Genomic DNA, 22,966 nt, shown 5'->3' with positions numbered 1-22,966 from the left:
CTCGCTGGAGGGGCACCATGACCCGAATGTTAGAAGGAATTCTGATTCTTGACCTCAGTCGGGTCCTTGCTGGACCTTGGGCAACGCAGCTCATGGCCGATTTGGGCGCCACAGTTATCAAGGTCGAACGCCCGCTCGAAGGGGACGACACGCGTCGTTGGGGGCCGCCTTGGCTTTATGCCGGCGGAGAGGCAACGTCTGCCTATTATCTGTGCGCAAATCGGGGAAAGGAAGCGATTGCCGTCGATTTCACCGACGCCGAGGGACAGCAGATTATTCGAGATTTGGCGGCCGGTTGCGACGTTGTCGTTGAGAATTTCAAGGTCGGGACGCTCAAGCGCTACGGGCTCGACGCTGCGAGGCTGCGAGAGGCCAACCCGGCCCTGGTCTATTGTTCCGTGACGGGCTTTGGCCAAGACGGCCCCTATAGCGGCCGGCCCGGTTATGATTTTATCGCGCAGGGCATGGGCGGATTAATGAGCGTCACGGGTTCGCAGGAAAGTGGCCCGATGAAGACGGGCGTTGCCCTGTCTGACATCATGACGGGTCTCTACTCGGCGATCGCAATCCTGGCAGCTCTTGTCCGGCGGGGAAATACCGGCGAGGGCGCTCATCTCGACGTGTCGTTGCTCGATGTCACCGTTGCCACCCTTGCAAATCAAGCCTTCAACTTTTTCGCCACGGGGGAGAATCCGCCCCGTTATGGCAACGCTCACCCCAACATCGTGCCATACCAGTCTTTCCCGACAGCCGACCGCGGGATCAATCTCGCAATCGGAAACGACTCTCAGTTTCGTCGGCTGTGCGACGCAATTGGGCGGAGTGACCTTGCTGACGACCCACGCTTTGGCACCAATGGTTCGCGGGCCGGAAACAAACAGGCGCTGGAAGATGAGTTGGCGCCGATCTTTGTAGGCGCGGGCGCAGCTTCATGGATAGAACGGCTCGACGCCGCCGATGTCCCGGCTGGTCCGATCAATGAAATTTCGGACGTCTTTAAGGACGCTCATGTTCTGCACCGTGGAATGAAGATTTCGCTCAACCACAAGGAATTGGGTGATCTTCCAGGCATAGCCAGCCCCATCAAAGTCGATGGCGAGCGCGCGGTTGCCTCCACACCACCACCGCTCTTGGGCGAGAATACTGACTCCGTTCTGCGGAGAGAGCTCGGACTGGGCGACTTAGAAGTAGCGGGGCTAAAGACAAGAGGAGTAATAGGGTGATCCTCATCGACCGCACCGAGCGACGATGGAGCCTCCGATCATGCCCTTCCTCACCATGCTCTCGTGACTATTAGTTAGGCGGCGGCGCGATGTTTTCGCAGGCCCGCCAACACCGACGAGGCGACCGCGCCGATGTGTGATTCTGCCAGCCCGCGCGCGCGGGCAGGGGATTTGGAAGCGATCGCCTCAATGATTTCATCATGTTCACGTGCGGTATCGGCCATGAAATGATTGAAACCACCGGCTTGGTTGATGAAGAAATCAGACATGTCAAAATTGCTGTTCTGCCGCGCGTCGACAAAGGGCGACTGAGCCATATCGTGGATGAGCTGATGGAAGGCACGGTTGAGTTCGCAATAAATTACCGCGCTGCGCGGCTCGTCAAAGTCGATCGTGAGAATACGTGCTTGCAGCGCGCGCAAATCGCGCGTTTGCGAATCGGTCCGACGCGCTGCCGCCAGTTCCGTCAGCAGTCCCTCGAGCCTTTCAAACATGATATAGAAATCTGCGATCTCGTAATAGCTTGGATTTATCACCTCGCAACCGACCTGCGGAATTATGCGAACAAATCCTTCCGAACTCAAACGGTTGAGCGCGGCCATGATCGGCTGGCGGCTCGCTCCGGTATCGCTCACAAGATCCTTGACCGACACCCGCTGGCCAAAATTATATTGCGCGCCAACCATTCGGCTAACGAGAAGATCGTAAATTTCATCCTTCTTGTTCACTCGAATTGTCTCCAACTTTGGCGCTGCTACGCACGCCGCGAATATCCCCCTTGATCAGCAAGAACGCAAGAGTCAGTCGTTGGCGAACGGATCCGGCTGCAAGAGCTGTTCGCAACGGAAATCGACAGATTCACTCTGCATATTTTGTTCGGCGCAATCGATCGTGGACAGCAAGTCTCTTTATAAGCGCTTACCATGCGCGATCAGGCGCCATATTCGCCAAACGAATGATCGTTGCCAGATGATCGTTCCAACTCTTCATTGCTTCGCGCTTCTCGTCCTTCCAGTCGTGGCGCTGGTAGATACCGGCGACGCCCGCGCGGGAACCTCCGACGTGGTTGAGCACAGCTTCGGTCACTTCAAATCGAACGCCTAGCCGTTGAAACCCGGTTGCAAGAGTTCGTCTCAAGTCATGCAGTCGCCAGTCCGGTAACGGTTCGCGGCCGTCTTGCGACATAAGCAGGTCGAGCTTGATCTTGCCTTTGCTATATCCGGTGAACCTTCCGCCCCTGGAGGTCGTGAACATCCTGCCGCTACGCGGCCAGATAGTCGACCCGGCAACCTCGTCGAGGATCGCAACTGCAAGTTCGTTGAGCGGAATTCGGTTGGGCTCGCCATTCTTTGCCCGTTCGCCGGGCAGGGTCCATAGGAGATCTTTACGGTTGAGTTCCTCCCAACGCAGCGACGAAACCTCCTCTCGTCGCTGACCGGTGACGATCAGAAGGCGGATGATGGGTCCGAAACAGGAATGCGTGTTTGGCGCCGTCATCCAGATGCGGCCAAGCTCCTCGTCTGAAAGCCAGCGATCGCGAGGTTTGACCGGGGGCGGGGTTTCCATGCCTTCCATCGGACTCCGATCGATATCTCCCCGGCTGACGGCCCAGCGCAAAAGGCGGCGCAAAACAGCGAAGACGTTGCGGATATTTGCGATCTGCGCGCGCGGCATGCGGTCGAAGACGGCAACGATGTCGATTCGCGTAAGATTGGGAAGGGGCTTTGATCCCAAGACAGGCTTTACATGCAGCTCGAGGCTGCGCTTGACGAGGCGCCTCCAGCCTTCTCCAACGCAGGCATCAGCGAAGCGATCAGAGTAATTATCGAAGGCTAGATCGACCGACTCTCGCCGTCGTTGCCGCTCTGCTTCGCCTGGATCGGTCCCTTGGGCGATCAGAATAGCCAGTCGCTCCGCTTCGGCTCTGGCGGTGGCTGGCGTCCATGGCGAGCCATGGCTGCCTATCGTGTAGCGACGCGTCTTAGATTCGCGACCGCCCATTCGGAATTGCAACACGTAAGACACGGCGCCAGCTTTGGTTCGCTTTGCGCCAAAACCCTTTATGCTATCATCCCAAAGAATGTCATGTTGCCCGCTCGAAATGAGAGCATCGACCGACCGTTTTGTGATCTTTCCGCTTGCCATAAATTGGTCTCCCAATACGGCGTTTCCAGCAATCACCCGGCAATCACCGTGGCGGAAATTGCCGCGTAATTGGGGAAAAGATAGCATAGGGAGTGGCTATAAAAAACTAGCCTTTTCAACCCTATAGCACTCCTATATACGCCTCCAGCGAAAATACCAGACCTCGTGCCCCTGCGCGCGCGCTTTGGCTTCGTAGCGGGTTTCGGGCCAGCCGCCGGGGCGGACGAGGAAATCCTTTGCGTCCCGCGCCTGCCATTCGAACTGATGGCGATGGCGGCGCATCACCATCAGGGCATGGGCCAGATAGACCGGGTGGTCGGTGCCGAAGCGGAATTCGCCGCCGGGCTTCAGCTTGGCGGCGATCAGGTCGATCGGGCCGTCGTTCATCATCCGCCGTTTCGCGTGGCGCGCCTTCGGCCAGGGATCGGGGTGGAGCAAATAGGCGAAACTCAGCGCGCCGTCGGCTATGCGGCGCAGCACTTCGAGCGCGTCGCCATGATGGATACGGATATTGGCGAGCGGCAGATGCGCGCGTCCTTTTTCCGCAAGATGGGGGTCGCCCGAGACATGGACGAGCGCTTGCGCGACGCCGTTGAGAAAGGGTTCGGCGCCGATGAAGCCGTGATCGGGCAGCATGTCGGCGCGCCCCGCCATATGTTCGCCGCCGCCGAAGCCGATTTCGAAATGCAGCGGCCGGTCATGGCCGAACAGCCGTTCGGCCGTCACGTCGCCCTCGGTCGGCACCGCGATCTGCGGCAACAGAGTATCGACGAGATCCTGCTGACCCGCGCGCAGGGGCTTGCCCTTGGCGCGGCCGTAGAGGCGGTTGAGAGTGGTTGGATCGCCCGATTTATAAGCCGTCATGGCGCGCGCGTTAGCGCGGCGCGGCGGGGGCGGCAAGCACCCCCGCGGCTCCTTTTATCGGGCGATCGCCGCCTTCAGCCTGTCGGTGAGGTCGGTGCGTTCCCACGGGAAAGCCTCGCCGGTCGCCTGACGGCCGAAATGACCATAAGCGGCGGTCTGCTTGTAGATCGGCTTGTTGAGGCCGAGGTGGGTGCGGATGCCCTTTGGCGTCAGGCGGACGAGCTGCGGGATCGCCTGCTCGAGCGCGGCTTCGGTCACGCCCTCGGCGGCGGTGCCGTGCAGGTCGATATAGATCGACAGCGGCTCGGCGACGCCGATCGCGTAGCTCAGCTGGATCGTGCAGCGGCGCGCGAGACCGGCGGCGACGATATTCTTGGCGAGGTAGCGCGTGACATAGGCGGCCGAGCGGTCGACCTTGGTCGGATCCTTGCCGCTGAAGGCGCCGCCGCCGTGCGGGCTGGCACCGCCATAGGTGTCGACGATGATCTTGCGGCCGGTCACCCCGGCGTCGCCGTCGGGGCCGCCGATCTCGAAGCGGCCGGTGGGGTTGATATGATAGACGGTGTTCGCGGTGAGCAGCTCGGCGGGGAGCACGTCGGCGATCACGCCGAGCACATATTTGCGCAGCTCCTGATATTTCGCTTCGTCGCCTTCGCCGCCGTGGAAGAAATAGCCCGGCGCGTGCTGGGTCGACACGACGATCGCGGTCGCTTCGACCGGGCGTTCGTTGGCGTAGCGCAGCGTGACCTGGCTCTTGGCATCGGGTTCGAGGAAGGGGGCGATTCCCGCCTTGCGGTCGGCGGCCATACGCTCGAGGATCTTGTGGCTATAGTCGAGTGTCGCGGGCATCAGGTCGGGGGTTTCGTCCGACGCATAGCCAAACATGATGCCCTGGTCGCCCGCGCCTTCGTCCTTGTCCGCGCTTTCGTCGACGCCCTGCGCGATATGCGCCGACTGGCCGTGGAGGTTGTTCTCGAACCGGAACTGGTTCCAGTGGAAACCGGCCTGTTCATAGCCGATGTCCTTGACGGTATTGCGCACCGTCGCCTCGATCTCCGCGAGCGCGCCGGGCGCCCATTCGCCATCTTCGAACACGCCTTTGCAGCGGATTTCGCCCGCGAGCACGACGAGCTGCGTTGTGGTCAACGTTTCGCACGCGACGCGGGCTTCCGCATCCTTCGACAGAAACAGGTCGACGATCGAATCCGAAATCTGGTCGGCGACCTTGTCGGGATGACCTTCGGAAACGCTTTCGGAGGTGAAGAGGAAGCTGTTGCGCATGAGGGGAGCCTTTTGTGGAGTCGAATATAAAGGATGCTTTATGTCGCGCGCCTGTTAGCGTCCACGCCGCCGAAAGGCAATGGCGGCGGCGAGCAACAGCAATGCAAATCCGACAGGCAGAGCGTTGCCATATCGCGCGAACAGCGTCGGGGCGTGCGGCTTGGGAATGAAGGTGTCGATGCGGCCTGCCGTGTGCATCGGCAGCGAGTCGAGAACACGGCCATCGGCATCGATCACCGCGCTGATCCCGGTTGGCGTCGCGCGGATGACGGGCAATCCTTCCTCGATCGCGCGCAGCCGCGCCTGCGCCAGATGCTGCGGCGGACCCCAGCCCCCGAACCAGGCATCGTTCGAGGGGTTGAAAATGAAATCGGGGCGATGGGTGCGGTCGACGACCTGCCCCGAAAAGATGATCTCATAACAGATTTGCAGCCCGGCCTTGCCGAAGCGGCCTAGGTCGAGTGTGTGCGGGCCGGGGCCGGGCCAGAAATCAATGTCGCCGGGGGCCAGGCGCGACAGGCCGATCGCCGAGAGCAACGGCCGCATCGGCAGATATTCGCCATAAGGGACAAGATGCGCCTTGTCGTAGCGCGGGCCGAGCGTGCCGTCGGCGTGGACCGTCATCACCGCGTTGCGCGCGCCGACGACGCTGCCGTCGCGGGCGAGTTCGAGCTTCAGCGCGCCGAGCAGCATGACGTCGCCCGCGTTCATCAGGCTGGTCAGCCGCCCGCGCGCTTCGGCGGGCGAGCGGTCGTAATAGACCGACGGATAGCCGGTCTCGAGATAATCGGGGATCGCCGCCTCGGGCCACAGGATCAGGCGCGGGGTGTCGGACTTTGGTGCGGTCAGCCGCGCGAGCTTGGCGAAATTGGCGTCGGCCTTGTCTCCTTCCCATTTGTCCTGCTGGCCGACATTGGGCTGGACGACGGTGATGGGGGTGCCGTCATTTTCGGTTGGATTGGCCGGAATGAGTGACGGAAATAGAAAAACGGCCATCAAAGGCAGCACGAAAATCACAAGGAAGCTCAGTCCGACCCAGGTCCCGGATTTGGGTTGATGCCAGTTTTTCCGGTTTGCCAACCACAGAAGCGTGAAGCCTGTCCAGGCCGCCAGAATAACGATGATTGCAGACAATCCGTAGGTGCCAATGGTTGGCAGAGCGAGATTCGGAATCATCGTGGATGACAGGATCGCGGCGAGCGGATTCCACGCAAAGCCGGTAAACACCCAGCTTCGCAGCCATTCGGTCAGCGTCCACAGCGCGGCGAAGGAGAGGATGAAGGAGAACGTCGCCCCCGCGAAGGGGGGGGGCGTTGGCGTCATGTCTCCAGCGGCCGTGTCGGGAGGCACGTGACTCCCGGCACTCTTCGCGGGGGCGACACGGCCGGACAACAGCCACGCGCCCCACGCCGCCAGCGCCGGATAGACCGCAAGATAGAGCGACAGCAGCACCACCGCGACCCACCCCAGCCACGCCGGCATCGCCGCCTGATAGGTAAAGGCGGTCGCGATCCAGTTCAGCCCGATGGTGAAATGCCCGACCCCGAACGCCCAGCCCACGCCGAGCGCGCGCCAGCCCCTGGGGCCGCGCGCGACGAGCGCCATCCAGCCAGCGAAGGCGAGCAGAGTCAGCGGCCAGAGGTTCAGCGGCGCGAAACCGGTCGCCGACACGGCGCCGAGCAACAGGGCCAGGAGCTTCGGCCAGCGATCGGCGAAAGCGATGATGCGGTGGGATATCGCGGTCACGCGCGCTGCTTTAGCCGCGCCGCGGTGCCGCGACAATGATGCTTGCGCATTTGGGGGCTTGATGTCCGATTGGTCCAAGAGCCGTCCTACTCTTCCTCGTCACCCCCGACTTGATCCGGGGTTCCGCTGCGGGGGAGAAAGCTGCCGGCGCGCCGAAAAGCGGGATCCCGGGTCAAGCCCGGGATGACGAAGGGCGGGAAATGTCCGCTCCCACCCCAAAGCAGGCATCGGCTTCAAATAGGCCTTTCCTACATTATCCGGCTGTGCCAGCCTTATCTTGCTCTTTCATTTGGTGGATAAAGGCGATGGCCGTCCAGCTTGCGGGTGCGGACCACGGCGAGCCGTGCCGGGCGCGTTCAGCACGCCTCAAAGCCCGGATCGGGGGTGCAAGAGGCTGAACTTTCCTGAACTTTGGAAATGACCAGGCGGTCCTCGCGCCGACCAGCCCCCGAATCCAAGCCGCGATGACGACAGAAAGCAGGGCGATTGCCACCCCGAAGCCACCCCGGACACCGCCTTCTACAGCATATATTTCATCCGGATCGTCTGCCGCACCTCGCCCGCGACCACGAAGCTCGCCGCCTGGAACTTCGGCGGCCCCATGCGGATCGCCGGATTGCGCGAAAAGCCGAAGCCTTCCCTCGGCAGGAAGATCGCGAGGTCCATCTTGTTGTTGCCGTTCTCGTCATGGACGACCGCGATCGCATAGGTGCCGGCGGCGGGGGCGTGGATCAGGAAATCGCCCGTGTCGGCGGCCTTCACCGCCATGCGGACCGACCCCTTGTCCTTGCTGCAGTCGGGAAAGGCCTTGGGATTGGCGGTCAGGCAGACGAGGATCTGCCCCTTCATGTTGCGCAGCCCGGTGATGCTGACCTCAACCGTCGGAGTGGGCGTCGGCGCGCTCGCGGCGACCAGCAGCGGCAAAAGAACCAAGCCCGATATCGGTGCCGCACGCCTTGTCCCAGAAGCGGAAATAGAGGCCATAATTCCCCCGATAGGCGGCATGATGCGCCTCGTGATGCGTCGCGGTTATCAGCCATCGCCCCGCCGGTCCATGGACCAGCGCGCGCGGGAACATCTCCCACCCCATATGATTGCCGACGCCCATCACCGTCATGATGGCGAGCACCAGCCCCAACGCCGCGACATGGATCGGGATCAGAAAGACCAGCGCCGGAATGACGATCGCGCCGCTGATCGCCTCGACGGGGTGAAAGCTCATCGCCGCCCACGCCGTCGGCGGCCGACTTTGGTGATGAACCGCGTGGGCGATGCGGAACAGCCACGGCCGGTGCATCAGCCGATGCGTCCAATAGAACCACATATCGTGGATCAGCAGATAGGCGAAGAGACTGACCGGCAGATACCAGAGCGGAAAGGCATGAAGGTCGGTATAGATGCGCGTCCAGCCGCGTGCCTGCCATCCCCAGGCGACGACGCCCGCGGGCACGCCATAGATGGCGGCGCTCGCGAGGCTCCAGCCGATCTCGCGCCGCATCTGCCCTTCGAGCCCGCGATAGAGGCCGGGATGCCGGACCCGCGTCGCGAAGGCGAAGGCACCGCTGCTGATGAGATAGCGACCCCCGACGATCGCCGTCATCGCGAGCGCCGCCAGCGCGATGGCCGCCGCCGCGCTCATTCGGCGGGCGGACTGGCTGCGCCCGCGCCGAGCGCGCGCTGCATATAGACGGTGTCGAGCCAGCGGCCATGCTTCCACCCCGTCGCGTCGAGGCGCCCGGCATGGGCAAAGCCGTAGCGCGCGTGGAGCGCGATCGACGCGGGCTCGGCGCCGCCGATCACCGCGACCATCGTGCGAAAGCCTGCCGCCTCGGCGGCGACCAGCAATGCTTCGAGCAGTGCGCGGCCGATGCCGCGACCCTGCCAGGTGGGATCGATATAGATGCTGTCCTCGCACGCCCAGGCATAGGCGGCGCGCGGCCGGAACTGGCTGGCATAGGCATAGCCTGCGAGCGAGCCGTCCGCGCCGCGCGCGACGAGGAATGGCCAGCCCTTCGCCCGATGCTCCGAGATCAATCCCGCGGTGGCGAGCACGCTGCGCGCCTCGATGTCATAGGTCGCAGTGCCGTGCGCGACATGATGGGCGTAGATGACAGCGATCGGCCTCGCATCGTCAGGTGTCGCGGATTCGATGAAGGGGACAGCGGCGTGCATGCCGAAAGCGATAGCCGCTGCGCGCCTTGGTCGCTAGGTCTGCTGCATGGCTGCGCCCGATAGTGACTCCTGCGACATCGCCATCGTCGGCGGCGGGCTTGCGGGCGGTCTCGCCATGCTGGCGCTGGCGCGGCGGCGGCTGGACCTCGACGTTCGGCTGATCGAGCCGGGCGCGGTCGGTGGCAACCATATCTGGTCCTTTTTCGATGCCGATATCGATGCCGATGACCGCTGGCTGGTCGAGCCGCTGATCGGCCACCGCTGGGACGGCTATGACGTCGCGTTTCCCGCCTATTGGCGCGGCGTGCCGATGGCCTATAACAGCATCACCGGCGAAGCGGTCGCCGAGGCGGTCGCCGCGGTGCTTCCCGCCGGTCGGCTGATCGCCAAATCGGCAATCCTGCTCGCGCCGGGATCGGTCGGCTTCGACGACGGCACCCGGCTGGTCGCGCGCCACGTCATCGATGCGCGCGGGGTCGGCGACCTCACCGGCATCGAGTGCGGCTGGCAGAAATTCGTCGGGCAGGCACTACGGATCGAGGGCGGCCACGGCCTCGCGCGGCCGGTCGTGATGGATGCGACGGTCGAGCAGATCGGCGGCTACCGCTTCGTCTATTGCCTGCCGTTCGACGCGGAGACAGTCTTCGTCGAGGACACTTATTACAGCGACGATGCCGCGCTCGACGTCGCGGCGGTGCGCGAGCGGATCGCGGCCTATGCCGCGGCGCAGGGCTGGAACGTCACCGAAGTCGAACGCGAAGAAACGGGTTGGCTGCCCGTGGTCATGGCGGGCGATTTCGATGCGGTCTGGCCCGAGGAGGATGGCGTCGCGCGCATCGGTGTCCGCGCGGGGCTCTTTCACGCGACGACGGGCTATTCCTTGCCCGATGCCGTTTGCACCGCGGCTGCGCTGCCATGGATGGTCGATCGGCCCGATTTGGGTGCCGCGCTGCGAAAGGGGGCGGCCAGGGCGTGGCGGCGCCAGCGCTTCTATCGCATGCTCGACGCGATGCTGTTCCGCGCTGCCGCGCCCGAAGAACGCTATCGCATCTTTGAACGCTTCTACCGTCTCTCCCCCGGCCTGATCGCGCGTTTCTATGCCGGCGCGTCGACGGCGAGGGACAAGCTGCGCATATTGTCGGGCAAACCGCCGGTGCCGATCGGCAGAGCGCTCGCCGCGCTCGCACGGTTCGACTGGCGATGAGCCGCCGCGCGATCGTCATCGGCGCGGGGTTCGGCGGGCTGGCGCTCGCGATCCGGCTCCAGTCGGCGGGGGTTGCGACGACACTGGTCGAGGCGCGCGACAAGCCCGGCGGGAGGGCCTATCACTGGGTGAAGGACGGCTTCACTTTCGACGCGGGGCCGACGGTGATTACCGATCCGCCCTGTCTCGAAGAATTGTGGGCGCTGAGCGGGCAGGATATGGCGCGCGACGTCGATCTCGTCCCGGTGACGCCCTTCTACCGGCTCGACTGGCGCGACGGGTCGCGCTTCGACTATTCGAACGACGAGGCCGCGCTGCGCGCCGAAATCGCGAAGCTCAATCCGGCGGATGTCGAGGGGTACGGCCGCTTTCTCGATTATTCGAGGGGAGTCTACGAACAGGGCTATGTGAAGCTGGGTTCGGTCGCTTTCCTCGATTTCGCGTCGATGATCCGCGCCGCCCCGGCGTTGATGCAATATCAGGCGTGGCGCAGCGTCTATTCGGTGGTGTCCTCCTATGTGAAGGACGAGCGGCTGCGGCAGGCGCTGTCGTTCCACAGCTTGCTTGTCGGCGGCAATCCGATGACGACGAGCGCGATCTATGCGCTGATCCACACGATCGAGAAGCAGGGCGGCGTCTGGTGGGCGCGCGGCGGGACGAACGCGCTGGTCGGCGGCATGGTGCGATTGTTCGAACGGCTCGGCGGGGCGCTGCGCCTCGGCGATCCGGTGATGGCGATCGAAACCACGGGCGACCGCGCGACCGGCGTCCGGGCGCGAAGCGGCTGGCGCGGCGAGGCCGACATGGTGGCGTGCAACGGCGACCTGATGCACAGCTATCGCGACCTGCTCGGCGCGCATCCGCGCGGGAAGAGACGCGCGCGCAGCCTGGCCCGCAAACGCTGGTCGCCGTCGCTGTTCGTCGTCCATTTCGGGGTGAAGGGGGACTATCCGGGCATCGCGCACCACAGCATCTTGTTCGGGCCGCGTTATAAGGGGTTGCTCGGCGACATTTACGGCGGCGTCGTGCCCGATGATTTCTCGCTCTACCTCCATCATCCCAGCATCACCGACCCCGGCATGGCGCCGCCGGGCCACGCGACCTTTTACGCGCTCGCGCCGGTGGCGCATCTTGGAAAGACCAAGACCGACTGGGACGGCGCATTCGGCAATCGCTTCGCCGATGCGATCCTGAACGAGGTCGAGCGGCGCATCCTGCCGAGGCTCGGCGCCAATCTCGTCACCCGCTTCCACTATACCCCCGTCGACTTCGGTCGCGATCTGTCGGCGCATCTGGGCAGTGCGTTCAGCCTTGAGCCCGTGCTTTGGCAGAGCGCCTGGTTTCGCGCGCATAACCGTGATGATGCGATTTCGAACCTTTACTTCGTCGGCGCGGGAACGCATCCGGGGGCGGGGATTCCGGGGGTCGTTGGCAGCGCCAAGGCAACCGCCGCGTTGATGCTGAATATATAGTTCCGTTCGCATCGAGCGAGGTCGCGATGCCTATCGGGCTTGGTGCCAGACTGATGGGTGTCTCGACTTCGCTCGATGCGAACGGGTAAGGGAAGAGTTATGAAACGCCTTGCCGTCTACTGCGGGTCCGCGACCCCCCAAGATCCAATCTATATTGAGACCGCGCGCCATGTCGGGCGCACACTCGCCACACGCGGCATCGGCGTCGTCTATGGCGGCGGGCGGCTCGGGCTGATGGGCGCGGTTGCCGACAGCGCCCTGGACGCGGGCGGCGAGGTGATCGGGGTGATCCCCGACGCGCTCGTCGGGACCGAAGTCGCGCATCGCGGCTGCACCGAACTCCACGTCGTGTCGGGCATGCACGAGCGCAAGACGATGTTCACCGATCTTTCCGACGGCTTCCTGACCATTCCCGGCGGTGTCGGCACGATGGACGAATTGTGGGAGGCGATCAGCTGGGCGCAGCTTGGTTATCATGCGAAGCCGGTGGGCCTGCTCAACGCGGCGGGCTTCTACAATGATCTGATCGCCTTCAACCGCCGTATGATCGAGGTCGGCTTCATCCGCCCCGCGCACGCCGGGATCATGATCGTCGATGCCGGCATCGACGAATTACTCGACAAGATGGCGGCCTATCAGCCGCACGAGCCGATCTTCGCGATGAAGGCCGACGATCTGTAATGCCCGACGCGGGGGGCTATGACGCACAGGCCCTCCACGGCTTCGCGCATGACAGCATCATGCGCGGATCGAAAAGCTTCGCGTTCGCCAGCCAGCTTTTCGACCGCCTGACGCGCGAGCGCGTCTGGCTGCTCTACGCCTGGTGCCGCGCCGCCGACGATCTGGTCGACGGGCAGGATCATGGCGGCGACATGACCCCCGGCAATGACGCGAAGGCGGCGGTCGAAAGAATCCGTGCGCGCACCGACGCCGCTTATGCGGGGCAGCCGACCGGCGATCCCGCTTTCGACGGGCTCGGCTATCTGCTCACCGAAGTGACGATCCCGCGCGCGATCATCGACGACATCATCGCGGGCTTCGATCTCGACGCCGAAGACTGGCGGCCGCGCAGCGAGGCGGATCTGCTGCGCTATGGCTATCACGTCGCGGGCGCGGTCGGGGTCGCGATGGCGCTCGTCATGGGGATCGATCCGAACGACGAAACGACGCTCGACCGCGCCTGTGACCTCGGCATTTCCTTTCAGCTCGCCAATATCGCGCGCGACATTGCCGAGGATGCCGCCGCCGACCGCTGCTATTTGCCGATCGAATGGATGGTCGAACTCGACATTCCGCCGGGGCAGCACATGCACCCCGCCTTTCGCCCGCGCCTCGCGGTAATGGCGAAATGGCTGTCGGAGATGGCGGAGGAATATGAAGCGTCGGCGCGCTGGGGCGCGCGCAAGCTGCCGCCGCGCAGCCGCTGGGCGGTGCTTGCCGCGGCGGGCATTTATGGCGACATCGCGCGCGAGGTAAGGGCACGCGGCGACCATGCCTGGGACCACCGCGCCGCGACCTCGCTTTTCGCCAAGCTCGGCTGGGTCGTGCGCGCCGGCTGGTCGGTGCTGCGCCGCCCGCCGCAGCGCCGGATCAGCCGCGACGGCCTGTGGACGCGGCCGCGGGTAGGGGGCGGCGAATGAGCCAGCTCGAAGGACTGGCGGCGGTGCTGGTACTGGTCAATGTCGCGCTCGTCGCGCTGCGCAGCGTCTGGAACTATCCCTTCGCGCTCGTCGCGGTGACGCTCTACGCTTTCGTCTTCTATGAGGCGAAGCTGTATAGCGACATGCTGCTCCAGGGCTTTTTCTTCGTGCTCAACCTCTATGGGCTCGTCGCCTGGGTTCGGGCGCGCGAGGAGAGCGGTATCCCCGTCGGCTGGATGAGCGACCGCGCGCGCTGGGTCTGGGGCGGCGTCACCGTCGCCGCATGGGCCGTATGGAGCATGGCGATGCACCGCTATACCGACGCCGCGGCGCCGTGGATCGACGGAGCGATCGCGATGATCAGCATCACCGCACAATGGCTGCTCGCGCGGCGGCGGGTCGAAAGCTGGTTCCTCTGGATCCTCGTCGACCTGATCGCGGTGCCGCTGTTTGCATGGCGCGGGCTTTATGCGACGAGCGCCGTCTATGTCGTGTTGCTCGGCCTGTCGATCGACGGCCTCGTCCAGTGGCGTCGCACCGCTGCGGCTGGCGCGGCGGCATGACGCGCCGTATCTGCCTCCACGGCGCTGAAAGCACCGGCAAGTCGACCCTCGCGCCGCGGCTCGCCTCCCGCCTTGGCGCGCGCGTCGTCCCCGAATATGGCCGCACCTATGCCGAGGCGAACGGCACCGAGTTCGACGAGGCCGCGTTGCTCGCGATCTTCCACGGCCATCTCGCGGCGACCGAGACGGCGTTAGCGCAAAAGCCCGAATGGCTGGTTTCGGACACCGACCCGCTGATGACGCAGGCCTGGGCGACCATGCTGCTGGGGCGGCGCCTGCCCGAGATCGACCGGTGGGCGGACACCGCCGACCTTTACCTCGTCCCCGCGATGGACCTGCCGTGGCGGGAAGACGGCACCCGCCTGTTCGGTAGCGATTCGGCAAGGCGCCAGTTCATGGATGTCGCGATCGGCGAACTCGACCGGCGGAAGCTGCCGTGGGCCTGGGTCGAAGGCGACGGCGACGCGCGGTTGGAGAATGCGCTGGCGGCGGTGAAGGCGGCGGGGCTGGGTTCCTGAGAGGATTCGCGCAGAGGCGCAAAGATCGCAGAGAGAGAAAGAAGGATTTCACGCGGAGACGCGGAGACGCGGAGAGAATGATCTGGGCCGACAGGCCCCTTTTCGTTCACGGCATGGCGTTCCCCGCCGCGGAACTGAAAAGGCCGCTTCGCGGCATACACAATTTCTCCGCGCCTCCGCGTGAACCGAAATCTCTGCGGTCTCTGCGCTTCCGCGCGAAAAAATATCAGCCCGTCGGCCGGTCCACATAAGCATCGCGCAATTCGCGCTTCAGCACCTTGCCGATCGCGCTGCGCGGGAGTTCGTCGACGACGGTGATGCCGCTCAGTCGCTGGGTCTTGCCGACCTTGGCGTTGCAGTCGGCGCGAACGCTTTCCGCATCCGCCGCCTCTTTCAGCACCACGAACGCCACCGGCGTCTCGCCCCATTCCTCGCTCGGCATGCCGACGACGGTGGCTTCGACAACGCGATCGTCGGCGGTCAATATCGCCTCGAGATCGCTCGGAAAGATGTTGAAACCGCCCGAGATGATCATGTCCTTGGCGCGGTCCATCAGGGTCAGGAAGCCGTCCTCGTCAATGCGACCGATGTCGCCGTGGCGATAGAAGAGATGACCCTCGGCATCGTGCCAGTGCATCGCCTTGGTCGCATCGGGGCGGTTGTTGTAGCCGGTCATCATCGCCGGTGAGCGGCCGACGATTTCGCCGACCGCCCCTTGCGGCAGCACCTTGCCCTCTTCGTCGATCACCATGGCGACGTGCCCCGGCGCGGGCCTGCCGACGGTGTGGAGCTTGTCGGGGAATTGGTGCGCCTCGAGGATGAAGGTCGCGCCGCCTTCGGTCATGCCATAGATTTCGACGAGCCCGCCGGGCCAGCGCTTCAGCACATCGGCTTTCAGCGCGGCGGGGAAGGGCGCCGAGGTGCAATATTTCATCACGAAGCTCGAAAGGTCGAACGCATCGAAATCATCGAGCATCATGATCCGCCGATATTGCACCGGCACCAGCATCGTGTTGGTCGCGCGCTCGCGCGCGGCGAGCTCCAGGAACCCGCGCGCGTCGAATTTCTTCATCAGCACGACCTGCCCGCCCGATCCGACGGTCGGCATGAAGCTTGCCATCGTCGTGTTCGAATAGAGGGGGGTCGACAGGATCGTCACCGCCCGCGGCCCATAGGCGGGGGCGCCGCGCTGGATATGCTGCCAGCGCATCGCATGGCTGTGGACGATGCCTTTCGGCGTGCCGGTGGTGCCCGACGAATAGATGATGTTGAATCCGTCGAGCGGATCGATCGCGACCGGCTCGGGCGCCGTGCCCGTGGGCGCCATCCAGTCCGCCAGCGCCACGCCCACGCCGCTGCCGTCCATCGCGATGCGGTCGCTCGCGGCGACACTTTGTCCTTCGAGGCTCGCGGCTGCCGCGCTGTCGAGGAACAGGTGGCGCGCACCGGTATCGGCGATCATCGCTGCCATCTGCTCACCCGTCGCGCTGTTGGTGATGAGTCCCGCGACCCCGCCGGCGCGGAGCGTGCCGAGGATCACCGCCATCTGCTCGACGCTGTTCAGTCCGGCGATCGCGGTGCGGTCGCCCTTGGCGAAGCCGTCGGCCTGCAACCGCGCCGCGATTCGGTCGATCGTTGCGTCCAGTTCGGACCAGCTCAGCCGCCGGACCGGGTCGGCAGCGGCTATGGCGTCGGGACGTTCCGCCGCATAAGCGCGGACAAGGTCGGGCAGGGTCGCGAAGGCGGCTTCGAGCAAGGTGGCACTGGTCATGACCAAGGGGTAGCACAGCGGAGGCGCGGCGCAATGCCGGGCGTGGCGGATCGGGGGAACGCGAATGAAGGTGATCGGCGCGGCGGCGGAGGAGGACAGGGTGCCGCTGGTCGCCGTCTATCATCCGCTGCGGGACCGGGCCTTGTGCGCTTGTGTAATGGCGGCGGGCCATGCTGCGCATATCCTGCCCGCGCCGGTCGGCGGGCTTCGGCCCTGGCTCGATTGCTGCTTCGACCTTCTGGTGATCAATCCCTTTCTCGGCTGGCAGGAGCCGTTCGAGTTCGTCCGGCTCGCGCGCAGCATCGCGGGGCGCCGGCCGCTCCTTATCCTGTCGGACCGCGATTCGCTGGACGACCGGATGATCGCGCTGACCGGCGGCGCCGACGATGCGATCGGCTGGACGCATAATCTGCCCGAACTGCTCGCGCGCATCGGCAGCCTCATCCGCCGCAGCAGGCTCGCCGCGGGTCAACTCGGCGAGGGCGAGCTCAGGATCGACCTGATCGACCGGCGCGTCGAGCGCGCCGGTCGACTGATTCGTCTGCCGCTGCGCGAATTCGACCTGCTCGCCAACCTCGCGCGTGTGCCCGACCGCCCGCTGTCGCGCTCGGCGCTGTTGAAAGCGGTCTGGCGGATCGATTTCGACCCCGGAACCAACCGGGTCGAGGTGCATATGTCGCGGCTTCGCGCCAAGGTGGACCGGGACTTTGCGTGGCCGATGCTGCGAACGGTGAAAGGGCTCGGCTATGCGCTGCGGTCGCGCCCGGATTAGTGGGAAGGACTAACGACACTAATCCCGAGGCTGCGCCGCTTCTCCCTGCCTTCGTCATTCCCGCGAAAGCGGGAACCCAGCGAAGCGAAGAATTAGCGCGGCAGCGCTCTATCCTGATGGCGCACCTGGGTCCCCGCTTTCGCGGGAATGACGAAGTTGGGATAGGAGCGCACCAATCTTGCGCCATGATTTGACGCATCTTGACCGCACGCGGCGGCGGCGGCTCCGGCTTGCTTGACCGAAAGTTTCTGTTTGCTACGGGTCTGGGTCATAAAGATACCAACGAGCCCTTGGAGAGATCGCCCGATGCACCCCTCAGTCCATGCCAGCACCACCCCCGACAAAGCCGCGGTCGTCGTCGCCGAAACGGGCGAGACGATCAGCTACGCCGAACTCGACGCGGCCTCGAACCGCGCCGCGCAGCTGTTTCGCGCGCACGGGCTCGGTCATGAGGATGTCGTCGCCTTCATGCTCGACAATACGCCTTATTATTACGGGCTGACGTGGGGCGCGCAGCGTGCGGGGCTGCGCTATGTCTGCATCTCGTCACGGCTGACCCAGGACGAGACCGACTATATCCTCGAAAATTCGGGGGCGAAGTTGCTCATCGCCTCGGCCAGCCTCGCAGCGGCGGCGCAGCAGCTCACGACGCGGATCGAACGCTATTCGATGGGCGGCGATATTGCGGGCTGGCCGAAGATCGAGAATGAGCTGGCAACGATGCCGGCCGAGCGTGTCGCCGACGAGCGTGCCGGGGTCGACATGCTCTATTCGTCGGGAACGACCGGTCGACCGAAGGGCGTGAAGGTTCCGCTGCCCGAAGAACCGGCGATCGATGCGCCGAACAGCCTCGTCCTGCTTGCGGCGGCGGCGTTCGGACTCAGCGCCGACAGCATCTACCTGTCGCCCGCGCCGCTTTATCACGCTGCGCCGCTGCGCTGGTCGATGACGGTTCACCGCGTCGGCGGCACCGTCGTGCTGATGAAGAAATTCGACCCCGAGGGCGCGCTCGCCGCGATCCAGCATTATCGCTGCAATGCCGCGCAATTCGTGCCGACGCATTTCGTGCGGATGCTCAAGCTTCCCGACGCGATTCGCGCGCAATATGACGTGACCTCGATGAAGAGCGCGATCCACGCCGCGGCGCCGTGTCCGGTGCCGGTGAAGCAGGCGATGATCGACTGGTGGGGGCCGGTGCTGCTCGAATATTATGCGGGGTCCGAAGGCAATGGCATGACCTTCGCGAGCAGCCAGGACTGGCTGGCGCACAAGGGCACGGTGGGTCGGGCGCTGAACGGCCTCGTCCATATCGTCGGCGAGGATAATGAGACCGAAGTGCCGGTCGGCGAAGAGGGTGCGGTTTTCTTCGAAAGCGAAAGTGTCTTTGAATATCACGATGATCCGGAAAAGACGGCCTCCAGCCGCAATAGCAAAGGCTGGTCCACCCTTGGCGATGTGGGCAAAGTCGATGAAGAGGGCTTCCTCTACCTGACCGACCGCAAGAGCTTCATGATCATTTCGGGCGGGGTGAACATCTATCCGCAGGAGATCGAGAATCATCTCGTCACCCACCCGAAGGTCGCCGACGTCGCGGTCGTCGGCGGCCCGCACGAGGAGATGGGCGAGGAAGTGATCGCGGTGATCCAGCCCGTCGACATGGCCGACGCGACCGATGCTTTCCGTGATGAACTGATGCGCTATGCGCGCGAGAAATTGTCGGGCGTGAAAGTTCCGCGCCGGATCGATTTCCTGGACGCCCTGCCGCGCCACGACACCGGGAAGCTCTACAAGCGACTGCTGCGCGACCGCTATTGGGAGAAGGCGAAAGCCGAAACCGGGGCAGGGGTCTGACGCATGGCCGCGCGCGTCGAATTCTTCTTCGATCTGTCGAGTCCGTGGACCTGCCTGGCCTTTCACAACCTGCCCGGCGTGCTCGAACGCACGGGGGCCAGCGCGACCTGGCGCCCGATCCTCGTCGGCGGGGTGTTCAACGCGGTGAATCCCGCCGTCTATGCCGCGCGCGAGCAGGTAGGCAACCGGCGGATGGAGCATGGCTGGAAGGTGCTGAAGGATTGGGCGCGGCTCGCAGGGGTGCCGATGAATTTCCCGTCGCAGTGGCACCCGGCGAAGAGCATCCATGCCATGCGTTTCTGCTGCGCGATCGAGGAGGATCAGGACGGGCTCGTCCGCTTTGCCGGCGCGGCGTTCGCGAGCTATTTCGACCGGCAGGAGAATCTCGACGATCCCGAGGTCCTCGAAGCGGTGGCGAACGCCGCCGGGCTCGACGGCGCGGCGATCCGCGCCGCGGCGGCGGACGACGCGGTAAAGGCGCGGCTGCGCGCGAATACCGAAGAGGTGATCGCGCGCGGCGGTTATGGGTCGCCGACGATTTTCGTCGACACCGCCGACATGTATTTCGGCAACGACCAGCTACCGCTCGTCGAAGCGGCGCTCAAAAGGATGTCAGAATGAAGGACCGTATCTCGATCACCATGCTGGCGGACGGCATCGCCGACGTCCGGCTGATCCGCGCCGACAAGATGAACGCGCTCGATACCGCGATGTGGTCGGCGCTGGCCGAGGCGATCGACGAACTGAAGGCGAAACCGGGCCTGCGCGTCGTCGTGCTGTCGGGCGAGGGCCGCGCCTTTTGCGCCGGGCTCGACCTGTCGAGTCTCAGCGCCGAGCGCGATCCGGGCACGAGCAGCGCCGGCGGAACGCTGTCGGACCGCACCAAGGGTATCGCGAACAACGCGCAATATGCCGCCTGGGGCTGGCGCGAGCTGCCGGTGCCGGTGATCGCCGCGGTGCACGGTGTCGCTTTCGGCGCGGGCAGTCAGATCATGGCCGGTGCCGACATCCGCATCGTCCATCCCGACACGCGCCTTGCGATCATGGAGATGCGCTGGGGCCTCGTCCCCGATGTCGCAGGCATGGCGCTGTGGCGCACGCAGGTCGCCGACGATGTGCTGCGCGAGATGATCTATACCAACCGCGAATTTACGGGGTCGGAGGCGAAACTGCTCGGCTTCGCGACCCATGTGTCGGACGATCCGCTTGCGAAGGCGATGGAATTGGCCGCAGTGATCGCGAACAAGAATCCGCACGCGATCCGCGGCGCCAAGCGGCTCTGCAACATGCTCACCGATGCGAGCGACGCCGAGATTCTTCAGGCTGAAAGCGACGAACAGGTGAAGATCATCCGCGCGCCCAACCAGATGGAGGCGGTGATGGCGCATATGGAGAAACGAAAGCCCAATTTCGCCGACTGAGCGTGATGATATGAAAGTAAAAGCTGCGCGCTCCCGCGAAGAAGGGAGCCAATCACCGGTCGGTGCTATTTTGAACCGGCAGGAGATGGGCCCCGCCTTCGCGGGGACACACCGCGCTTTCCCCGTATTTCAAAGCAAACGCAAAAACCGCGCTGCATGGTGCCAGTCGGCTTCACGCCGCGCGCGCGCCTTTTGCGCTTCGCTGTCGGCACCCCAGCGGCGTTCCTGATAGCGTTCGTCGAGGCTGACCGCGTCCCAGAGCTGGTCGGCGGCAAAGGCTTCCTCGGCCAGCGCCAGCCCGGCGACGAGCGAGCCGCCGATGGTGACGAGCGGCGTGAGCGCGGCGAGGCGGAAGGGATCGTGCGCCAAAAGGGCCGTTCGCAGTATCGCGATCGTAGGCGGCGGCTGGTCGATCGGCAGCACTCCCTGGGTGATCGCGAATTCGACGCCATGGCGCGCCTCTGCCCAGGCCAGCAGCGGGTTCCACGCAGCGGCCTGTTCGGCCTGTAACGCCGGGTCGCGGTCGTCGCGGTAGCAGAGGAGGTCGCTCGCCGCATAGGCCGCGATCGGCTCGGCGAAGGCGGCTGGGTCGGGGTTCGCGAGATCGATCGCGGCGTTGGCGATGCCGGTCAGCGGCATCGACGCGGGGGCGATATCCTCGCCCTGCGCCTCCCATTCGGCGGCGATGGCCTCGGCCAGCGCTTCGCTTTCGACGACCAGGGGCGCTCGCTTGGGGGTATTCACCGCCCGCGCGTCGAGCGCGATGCCCCAGCCGCCGTGCTGCCGAACGGCGTCGGCCCGTTTCCAGAAGCGCTTCACGGGTTCGGGGGCGAGCGCCAGCGGCGCGCGAGGATGCGCGGCATGACCGCGAAATCGAAGACACCTGCCAGTACCACCGCGACGCCGATCCAGCGGTCGGCCGGCGGTCCCACGACCGTCCAGGCGCCGCGGATCAGGACGAAGCCCGCGAAAATGAAGACCACGCCCATCAGCCGCATCGCGGACAGCGCGAAGAAGCGTCTTCGGGCCAAAGAATCATTGGTCTGCTTCATGCGTTTTCTCTCTCGCCGCCGACTTGGCGCATCAGGTGCACTGGCGCGCCGCCCGACGTGCATCAGCGAGCCTTTGGCAGGCCGGGCTTTTTGGGTGCGGGGCGCTTGGCCGCGGGGCGCTTGGCGACGGGCTTGGCGGTGGGTTTGCCGGGGCTGGTCTTTGCCTTGGGTTTGCCGACATGATCGGTCGGTTTGCTCGTCGCGGTGCGTCCGCGCCGTTCCCCACGCCGCGCCTTGCGGATCTGCTTGCTGTGCGCTTTGGCTGCCGCCTTTACCACGGCTTTCGGCGGCGGGCCCTTGGCGACATCGTCGGTCCCGACATCGCCGAGCAGCGGGTCGAAGCCAAGCGCGTCGAGACTCGCGGCGAAATGTTCGGGCAGCGCCGCCGACATGTCGATGGCGCCGCCGTCGGGATGGTCGATGCGCAGACGGCGGCTGTGCAGGTGCAGCTTGCGGCTGATCGCTCCGGTCAGGAACGCGCCCTTGCCGCCATATTTGCCGTCGCCGACGATCGGATGGCCGATCGCCGCCATATGGACGCGCAGCTGGTGGGTGCGGCCGGTCAGCGGCTGCAACTCGACCCAAGCGGCGCTGTTCCCGGCGCGTTCGATGATGCGGTAGCGGGTCTTCGCAACAAGGCCCTTTTCATCGACGTGCATCTTTTCGCCGCCCGATCCGGGTTGTTTGGCGAGCGGCAGGTCGATCTCGCCCTGCGCGATGTCGGGAACGCCGACGATGATCGCCCAATAGGTCTTGCGCGCGCTGCGGTTGGAAAAAGCCTTGGCGAACCATGCCGCCGCGCGCGGTGTGCGCGCGATCAGCAGCGCGCCCGACGTATCCTTGTCGAGCCGGTGGACGAGCTTGGGCCGCACCGGCGCGTCATATTTGAGCGCATCGAGCAGCCCGTCGACATGGCTCTCGGTCTTGGTGCCGCCCTGCGTGGCGAGACCGGGCAGCTTGTTCAGCACGAGCGCGCTCGCGTCGCGGTGGATCACCATCGATTCGGCGAGTTCGACATCGGCGTCGGTCAGCGGGCGGCCCTTGCGCGCGGGACGCTGAACCGCCTCGACCGGCGGCGTCGGCATGACGAGAATCTGCCCGGTTTCGATGCGATCCGACACATCGGCCTTCTTGCCGTCCAGCGTCAACTGTCCCGACCGCGCCCAGCGCGCGAGCAGCGCGTGCGGGGTTCCCGGCCGGTGGCGCTTGAACCAGCGGTCGAGGCGGATGCCGTCGTCTTCCTCGGCGATGAGGGCTCTGTCCATGTTTTT

General features: G+C 64.9%; 23 protein-coding genes. 11 read left to right on the top strand and 12 right to left on the bottom strand.

The genetic code is table 11. From position 1 onward, the window contains the following. The first annotated feature begins 17 nt into the window (after window positions 1-17). Window positions 18-1,223, top strand: coding sequence for a CaiB/BaiF CoA transferase family protein (locus tag CVO77_RS07720; protein ID WP_105998620.1), 1,206 nt, complete (start codon window positions 18-20; stop codon window positions 1,221-1,223). 74 nt (window positions 1,224-1,297) lie between these two features. Here the strand turns inward: CVO77_RS07720 and CVO77_RS07715 are convergent, their stop codons facing one another. The 8 genes from CVO77_RS07715 to CVO77_RS07680 form a co-directional block, all read right to left on the bottom strand. Next, window positions 1,298-1,951: a GntR family transcriptional regulator gene (locus CVO77_RS07715; RefSeq protein ID WP_146130834.1), complete on the bottom strand. Its 654-nt coding sequence runs from the start codon at window positions 1,949-1,951 to the stop codon at window positions 1,298-1,300. A gap of 190 nt (window positions 1,952-2,141) precedes the next feature. Beyond that, window positions 2,142-3,455, bottom strand: coding sequence for a tyrosine-type recombinase/integrase (locus tag CVO77_RS07710; RefSeq protein WP_242446137.1), 1,314 nt, complete (start codon window positions 3,453-3,455; stop codon window positions 2,142-2,144). 45 nt (window positions 3,456-3,500) lie between these two features. Next, complete coding sequence (gene trmB, locus CVO77_RS07705) at window positions 3,501-4,232, bottom strand: tRNA (guanine(46)-N(7))-methyltransferase TrmB (protein WP_105998618.1); 732 nt, start codon at window positions 4,230-4,232, stop codon at window positions 3,501-3,503. Window positions 4,233-4,286: 54 nt separating this feature from the next. Beyond that, entirely contained in the window at window positions 4,287-5,513 is a 1,227-nt protein-coding gene (gene metK, locus CVO77_RS07700; RefSeq protein WP_105998617.1) for a methionine adenosyltransferase, read from the bottom strand. Between the two features lie 54 nt (window positions 5,514-5,567). Continuing rightward, window positions 5,568-7,259 (bottom strand): apolipoprotein N-acyltransferase, encoded by a 1,692-nt coding sequence (lnt, locus tag CVO77_RS07695; RefSeq protein ID WP_105998616.1) that lies wholly within the window; start codon window positions 7,257-7,259, stop codon window positions 5,568-5,570. Between the two features lie 519 nt (window positions 7,260-7,778). Beyond that, window positions 7,779-8,192: a DUF2141 domain-containing protein gene (locus CVO77_RS07690; RefSeq protein ID WP_338061539.1), complete on the bottom strand. Its 414-nt coding sequence runs from the start codon at window positions 8,190-8,192 to the stop codon at window positions 7,779-7,781. Next, window positions 8,134-8,898, bottom strand: coding sequence for a sterol desaturase family protein (locus tag CVO77_RS07685; RefSeq protein WP_105998614.1), 765 nt, complete (start codon window positions 8,896-8,898; stop codon window positions 8,134-8,136). The genes CVO77_RS07690 and CVO77_RS07685 overlap by 59 nt, the downstream gene beginning before the upstream one ends. Beyond that, window positions 8,895-9,431 carry a GNAT family N-acetyltransferase gene (locus CVO77_RS07680; protein WP_105998613.1) on the bottom strand — a complete coding sequence of 179 codons (537 nt, stop codon included), beginning with the start codon at window positions 9,429-9,431 and terminating at the stop codon, window positions 8,895-8,897. Before CVO77_RS07680 ends, CVO77_RS07685 begins: the two co-directional genes overlap by 4 nt. A gap of 46 nt (window positions 9,432-9,477) precedes the next feature. Between CVO77_RS07680 and crtY the strand changes: the two genes are divergently transcribed. The 6 genes from crtY to CVO77_RS07645 all read left to right on the top strand — a co-directional run bounded on the left by crtY (window position 9,478) and on the right by CVO77_RS07645 (window position 14,828). Beyond that, entirely contained in the window at window positions 9,478-10,635 is a 1,158-nt protein-coding gene (gene crtY / locus CVO77_RS07675; protein ID WP_105998612.1) for a lycopene beta-cyclase CrtY, read from the top strand. Beyond that, on the top strand, window positions 10,632-12,107 hold the full coding sequence (locus CVO77_RS07670; protein ID WP_105998611.1) for a phytoene desaturase: 1,476 nt from the start codon (window positions 10,632-10,634) through the stop codon (window positions 12,105-12,107). Before crtY ends, CVO77_RS07670 begins: the two co-directional genes overlap by 4 nt. A 99-nt stretch (window positions 12,108-12,206) precedes the next feature. Then, complete coding sequence (locus CVO77_RS07660; protein ID WP_105998610.1) at window positions 12,207-12,788, top strand: LOG family protein; 582 nt, start codon at window positions 12,207-12,209, stop codon at window positions 12,786-12,788. After that, on the top strand, window positions 12,788-13,747 hold the full coding sequence (locus CVO77_RS07655; RefSeq protein WP_105998609.1) for a phytoene/squalene synthase family protein: 960 nt from the start codon (window positions 12,788-12,790) through the stop codon (window positions 13,745-13,747). Before CVO77_RS07660 ends, CVO77_RS07655 begins: the two co-directional genes overlap by 1 nt. Beyond that, window positions 13,744-14,310, top strand: coding sequence for a nicotinamide riboside transporter PnuC (gene pnuC / locus CVO77_RS07650; RefSeq protein WP_105998608.1), 567 nt, complete (start codon window positions 13,744-13,746; stop codon window positions 14,308-14,310). Before CVO77_RS07655 ends, pnuC begins: the two co-directional genes overlap by 4 nt. Continuing rightward, window positions 14,307-14,828 carry an AAA family ATPase gene (locus CVO77_RS07645; RefSeq protein WP_106000718.1) on the top strand — a complete coding sequence of 174 codons (522 nt, stop codon included), beginning with the start codon at window positions 14,307-14,309 and terminating at the stop codon, window positions 14,826-14,828. The genes pnuC and CVO77_RS07645 overlap by 4 nt, the downstream gene beginning before the upstream one ends. Before the next feature lie 226 nt (window positions 14,829-15,054). Here CVO77_RS07645 and CVO77_RS07640 read toward each other — a convergent pair whose 3' ends face one another. Continuing rightward, the gene (locus CVO77_RS07640) at window positions 15,055-16,599 is read right to left on the bottom strand and encodes a class I adenylate-forming enzyme family protein (protein WP_105998607.1); all 1,545 of its coding nucleotides are present in this window, start codon (window positions 16,597-16,599) and stop codon (window positions 15,055-15,057) included. 64 nt (window positions 16,600-16,663) lie between these two features. Between CVO77_RS07640 and CVO77_RS21595 the strand changes: the two genes are divergently transcribed. The 4 genes from CVO77_RS21595 (at window position 16,664) to CVO77_RS07620 (ending at window position 20,643) form a co-directional block, all read left to right on the top strand. Beyond that, complete coding sequence (locus CVO77_RS21595) at window positions 16,664-17,371, top strand: response regulator transcription factor (protein ID WP_242446136.1); 708 nt, start codon at window positions 16,664-16,666, stop codon at window positions 17,369-17,371. Window positions 17,372-17,677: 306 nt separating this feature from the next. After that, window positions 17,678-19,222 (top strand): acyl-CoA synthetase, encoded by a 1,545-nt coding sequence (locus CVO77_RS07630; protein WP_105998606.1) that lies wholly within the window; start codon window positions 17,678-17,680, stop codon window positions 19,220-19,222. 3 nt (window positions 19,223-19,225) lie between these two features. Then, entirely contained in the window at window positions 19,226-19,843 is a 618-nt protein-coding gene (locus CVO77_RS07625; RefSeq protein WP_105998605.1) for a 2-hydroxychromene-2-carboxylate isomerase, read from the top strand. Then, complete coding sequence (locus tag CVO77_RS07620) at window positions 19,840-20,643, top strand: crotonase/enoyl-CoA hydratase family protein (RefSeq protein WP_105998604.1); 804 nt, start codon at window positions 19,840-19,842, stop codon at window positions 20,641-20,643. The genes CVO77_RS07625 and CVO77_RS07620 overlap by 4 nt, the downstream gene beginning before the upstream one ends. A gap of 129 nt (window positions 20,644-20,772) precedes the next feature. On the opposite strand, the gene CVO77_RS07615 is transcribed toward CVO77_RS07620, so the two are convergent. The 3 genes from CVO77_RS07615 to CVO77_RS07605 all read right to left on the bottom strand — a co-directional run bounded on the left by CVO77_RS07615 (window position 20,773) and on the right by CVO77_RS07605 (window position 22,960). Next, window positions 20,773-21,462 (bottom strand): ATP12 family chaperone protein, encoded by a 690-nt coding sequence (locus CVO77_RS07615; RefSeq protein ID WP_105998603.1) that lies wholly within the window; start codon window positions 21,460-21,462, stop codon window positions 20,773-20,775. Then, window positions 21,459-21,695, bottom strand: a complete 237-nt coding sequence (locus tag CVO77_RS07610) for a hypothetical protein (RefSeq protein ID WP_105998602.1) — start codon at window positions 21,693-21,695, stop codon at window positions 21,459-21,461. Before CVO77_RS07610 ends, CVO77_RS07615 begins: the two co-directional genes overlap by 4 nt. A 62-nt stretch (window positions 21,696-21,757) precedes the next feature. Further along, window positions 21,758-22,960 (bottom strand): RluA family pseudouridine synthase, encoded by a 1,203-nt coding sequence (locus CVO77_RS07605; protein ID WP_420822535.1) that lies wholly within the window; start codon window positions 22,958-22,960, stop codon window positions 21,758-21,760. Between the last annotated feature and the right edge of the window lie 6 nt (window positions 22,961-22,966).

Origin of the sequence: Sphingopyxis lindanitolerans, assembly GCF_002993885.1 — a bacterium.
GTDB classification, from domain to species: Bacteria; Pseudomonadota; Alphaproteobacteria; order Sphingomonadales; family Sphingomonadaceae; genus Sphingopyxis; species Sphingopyxis lindanitolerans.
Note: the sequence above shows the minus strand (reverse complement) of the source record. Positions and strands in the feature narration are given on the sequence as shown.

Coding starts and splice junctions, on each gene's coding strand:
- CVO77_RS07720 (WP_105998620.1), top strand. CDS start 18: ATGACCCGAATGTTAGAAGGAATTCTGATTCTTGACCTCAGTCGGGTC.
- trmB (WP_105998618.1), bottom strand. CDS start 4,232: ATGACGGCTTATAAATCGGGCGATCCAACCACTCTCAACCGCCTCTAC.
- CVO77_RS07605 (WP_420822535.1), bottom strand. CDS start 22,960: ATGGACAGAGCCCTCATCGCCGAGGAAGACGACGGCATCCGCCTCGAC.
- metK (WP_105998617.1), bottom strand. CDS start 5,513: ATGCGCAACAGCTTCCTCTTCACCTCCGAAAGCGTTTCCGAAGGTCAT.
- CVO77_RS21595 (WP_242446136.1), top strand. CDS start 16,664: ATGAAGGTGATCGGCGCGGCGGCGGAGGAGGACAGGGTGCCGCTGGTC.
- CVO77_RS07710 (WP_242446137.1), bottom strand. CDS start 3,455: ATGCTATCTTTTCCCCAATTACGCGGCAATTTCCGCCACGGTGATTGC.
- CVO77_RS07645 (WP_106000718.1), top strand. CDS start 14,307: ATGACGCGCCGTATCTGCCTCCACGGCGCTGAAAGCACCGGCAAGTCG.
- pnuC (WP_105998608.1), top strand. CDS start 13,744: ATGAGCCAGCTCGAAGGACTGGCGGCGGTGCTGGTACTGGTCAATGTC.
- CVO77_RS07630 (WP_105998606.1), top strand. CDS start 17,678: ATGCACCCCTCAGTCCATGCCAGCACCACCCCCGACAAAGCCGCGGTC.
- CVO77_RS07685 (WP_105998614.1), bottom strand. CDS start 8,898: ATGAGCGCGGCGGCGGCCATCGCGCTGGCGGCGCTCGCGATGACGGCG.
- CVO77_RS07670 (WP_105998611.1), top strand. CDS start 10,632: ATGAGCCGCCGCGCGATCGTCATCGGCGCGGGGTTCGGCGGGCTGGCG.
- CVO77_RS07620 (WP_105998604.1), top strand. CDS start 19,840: ATGAAGGACCGTATCTCGATCACCATGCTGGCGGACGGCATCGCCGAC.
- CVO77_RS07660 (WP_105998610.1), top strand. CDS start 12,207: ATGAAACGCCTTGCCGTCTACTGCGGGTCCGCGACCCCCCAAGATCCA.
- crtY (WP_105998612.1), top strand. CDS start 9,478: ATGGCTGCGCCCGATAGTGACTCCTGCGACATCGCCATCGTCGGCGGC.
- CVO77_RS07625 (WP_105998605.1), top strand. CDS start 19,226: ATGGCCGCGCGCGTCGAATTCTTCTTCGATCTGTCGAGTCCGTGGACC.
- CVO77_RS07655 (WP_105998609.1), top strand. CDS start 12,788: ATGCCCGACGCGGGGGGCTATGACGCACAGGCCCTCCACGGCTTCGCG.
- CVO77_RS07610 (WP_105998602.1), bottom strand. CDS start 21,695: ATGAAGCAGACCAATGATTCTTTGGCCCGAAGACGCTTCTTCGCGCTG.
- CVO77_RS07640 (WP_105998607.1), bottom strand. CDS start 16,599: ATGACCAGTGCCACCTTGCTCGAAGCCGCCTTCGCGACCCTGCCCGAC.
- CVO77_RS07680 (WP_105998613.1), bottom strand. CDS start 9,431: ATGCACGCCGCTGTCCCCTTCATCGAATCCGCGACACCTGACGATGCG.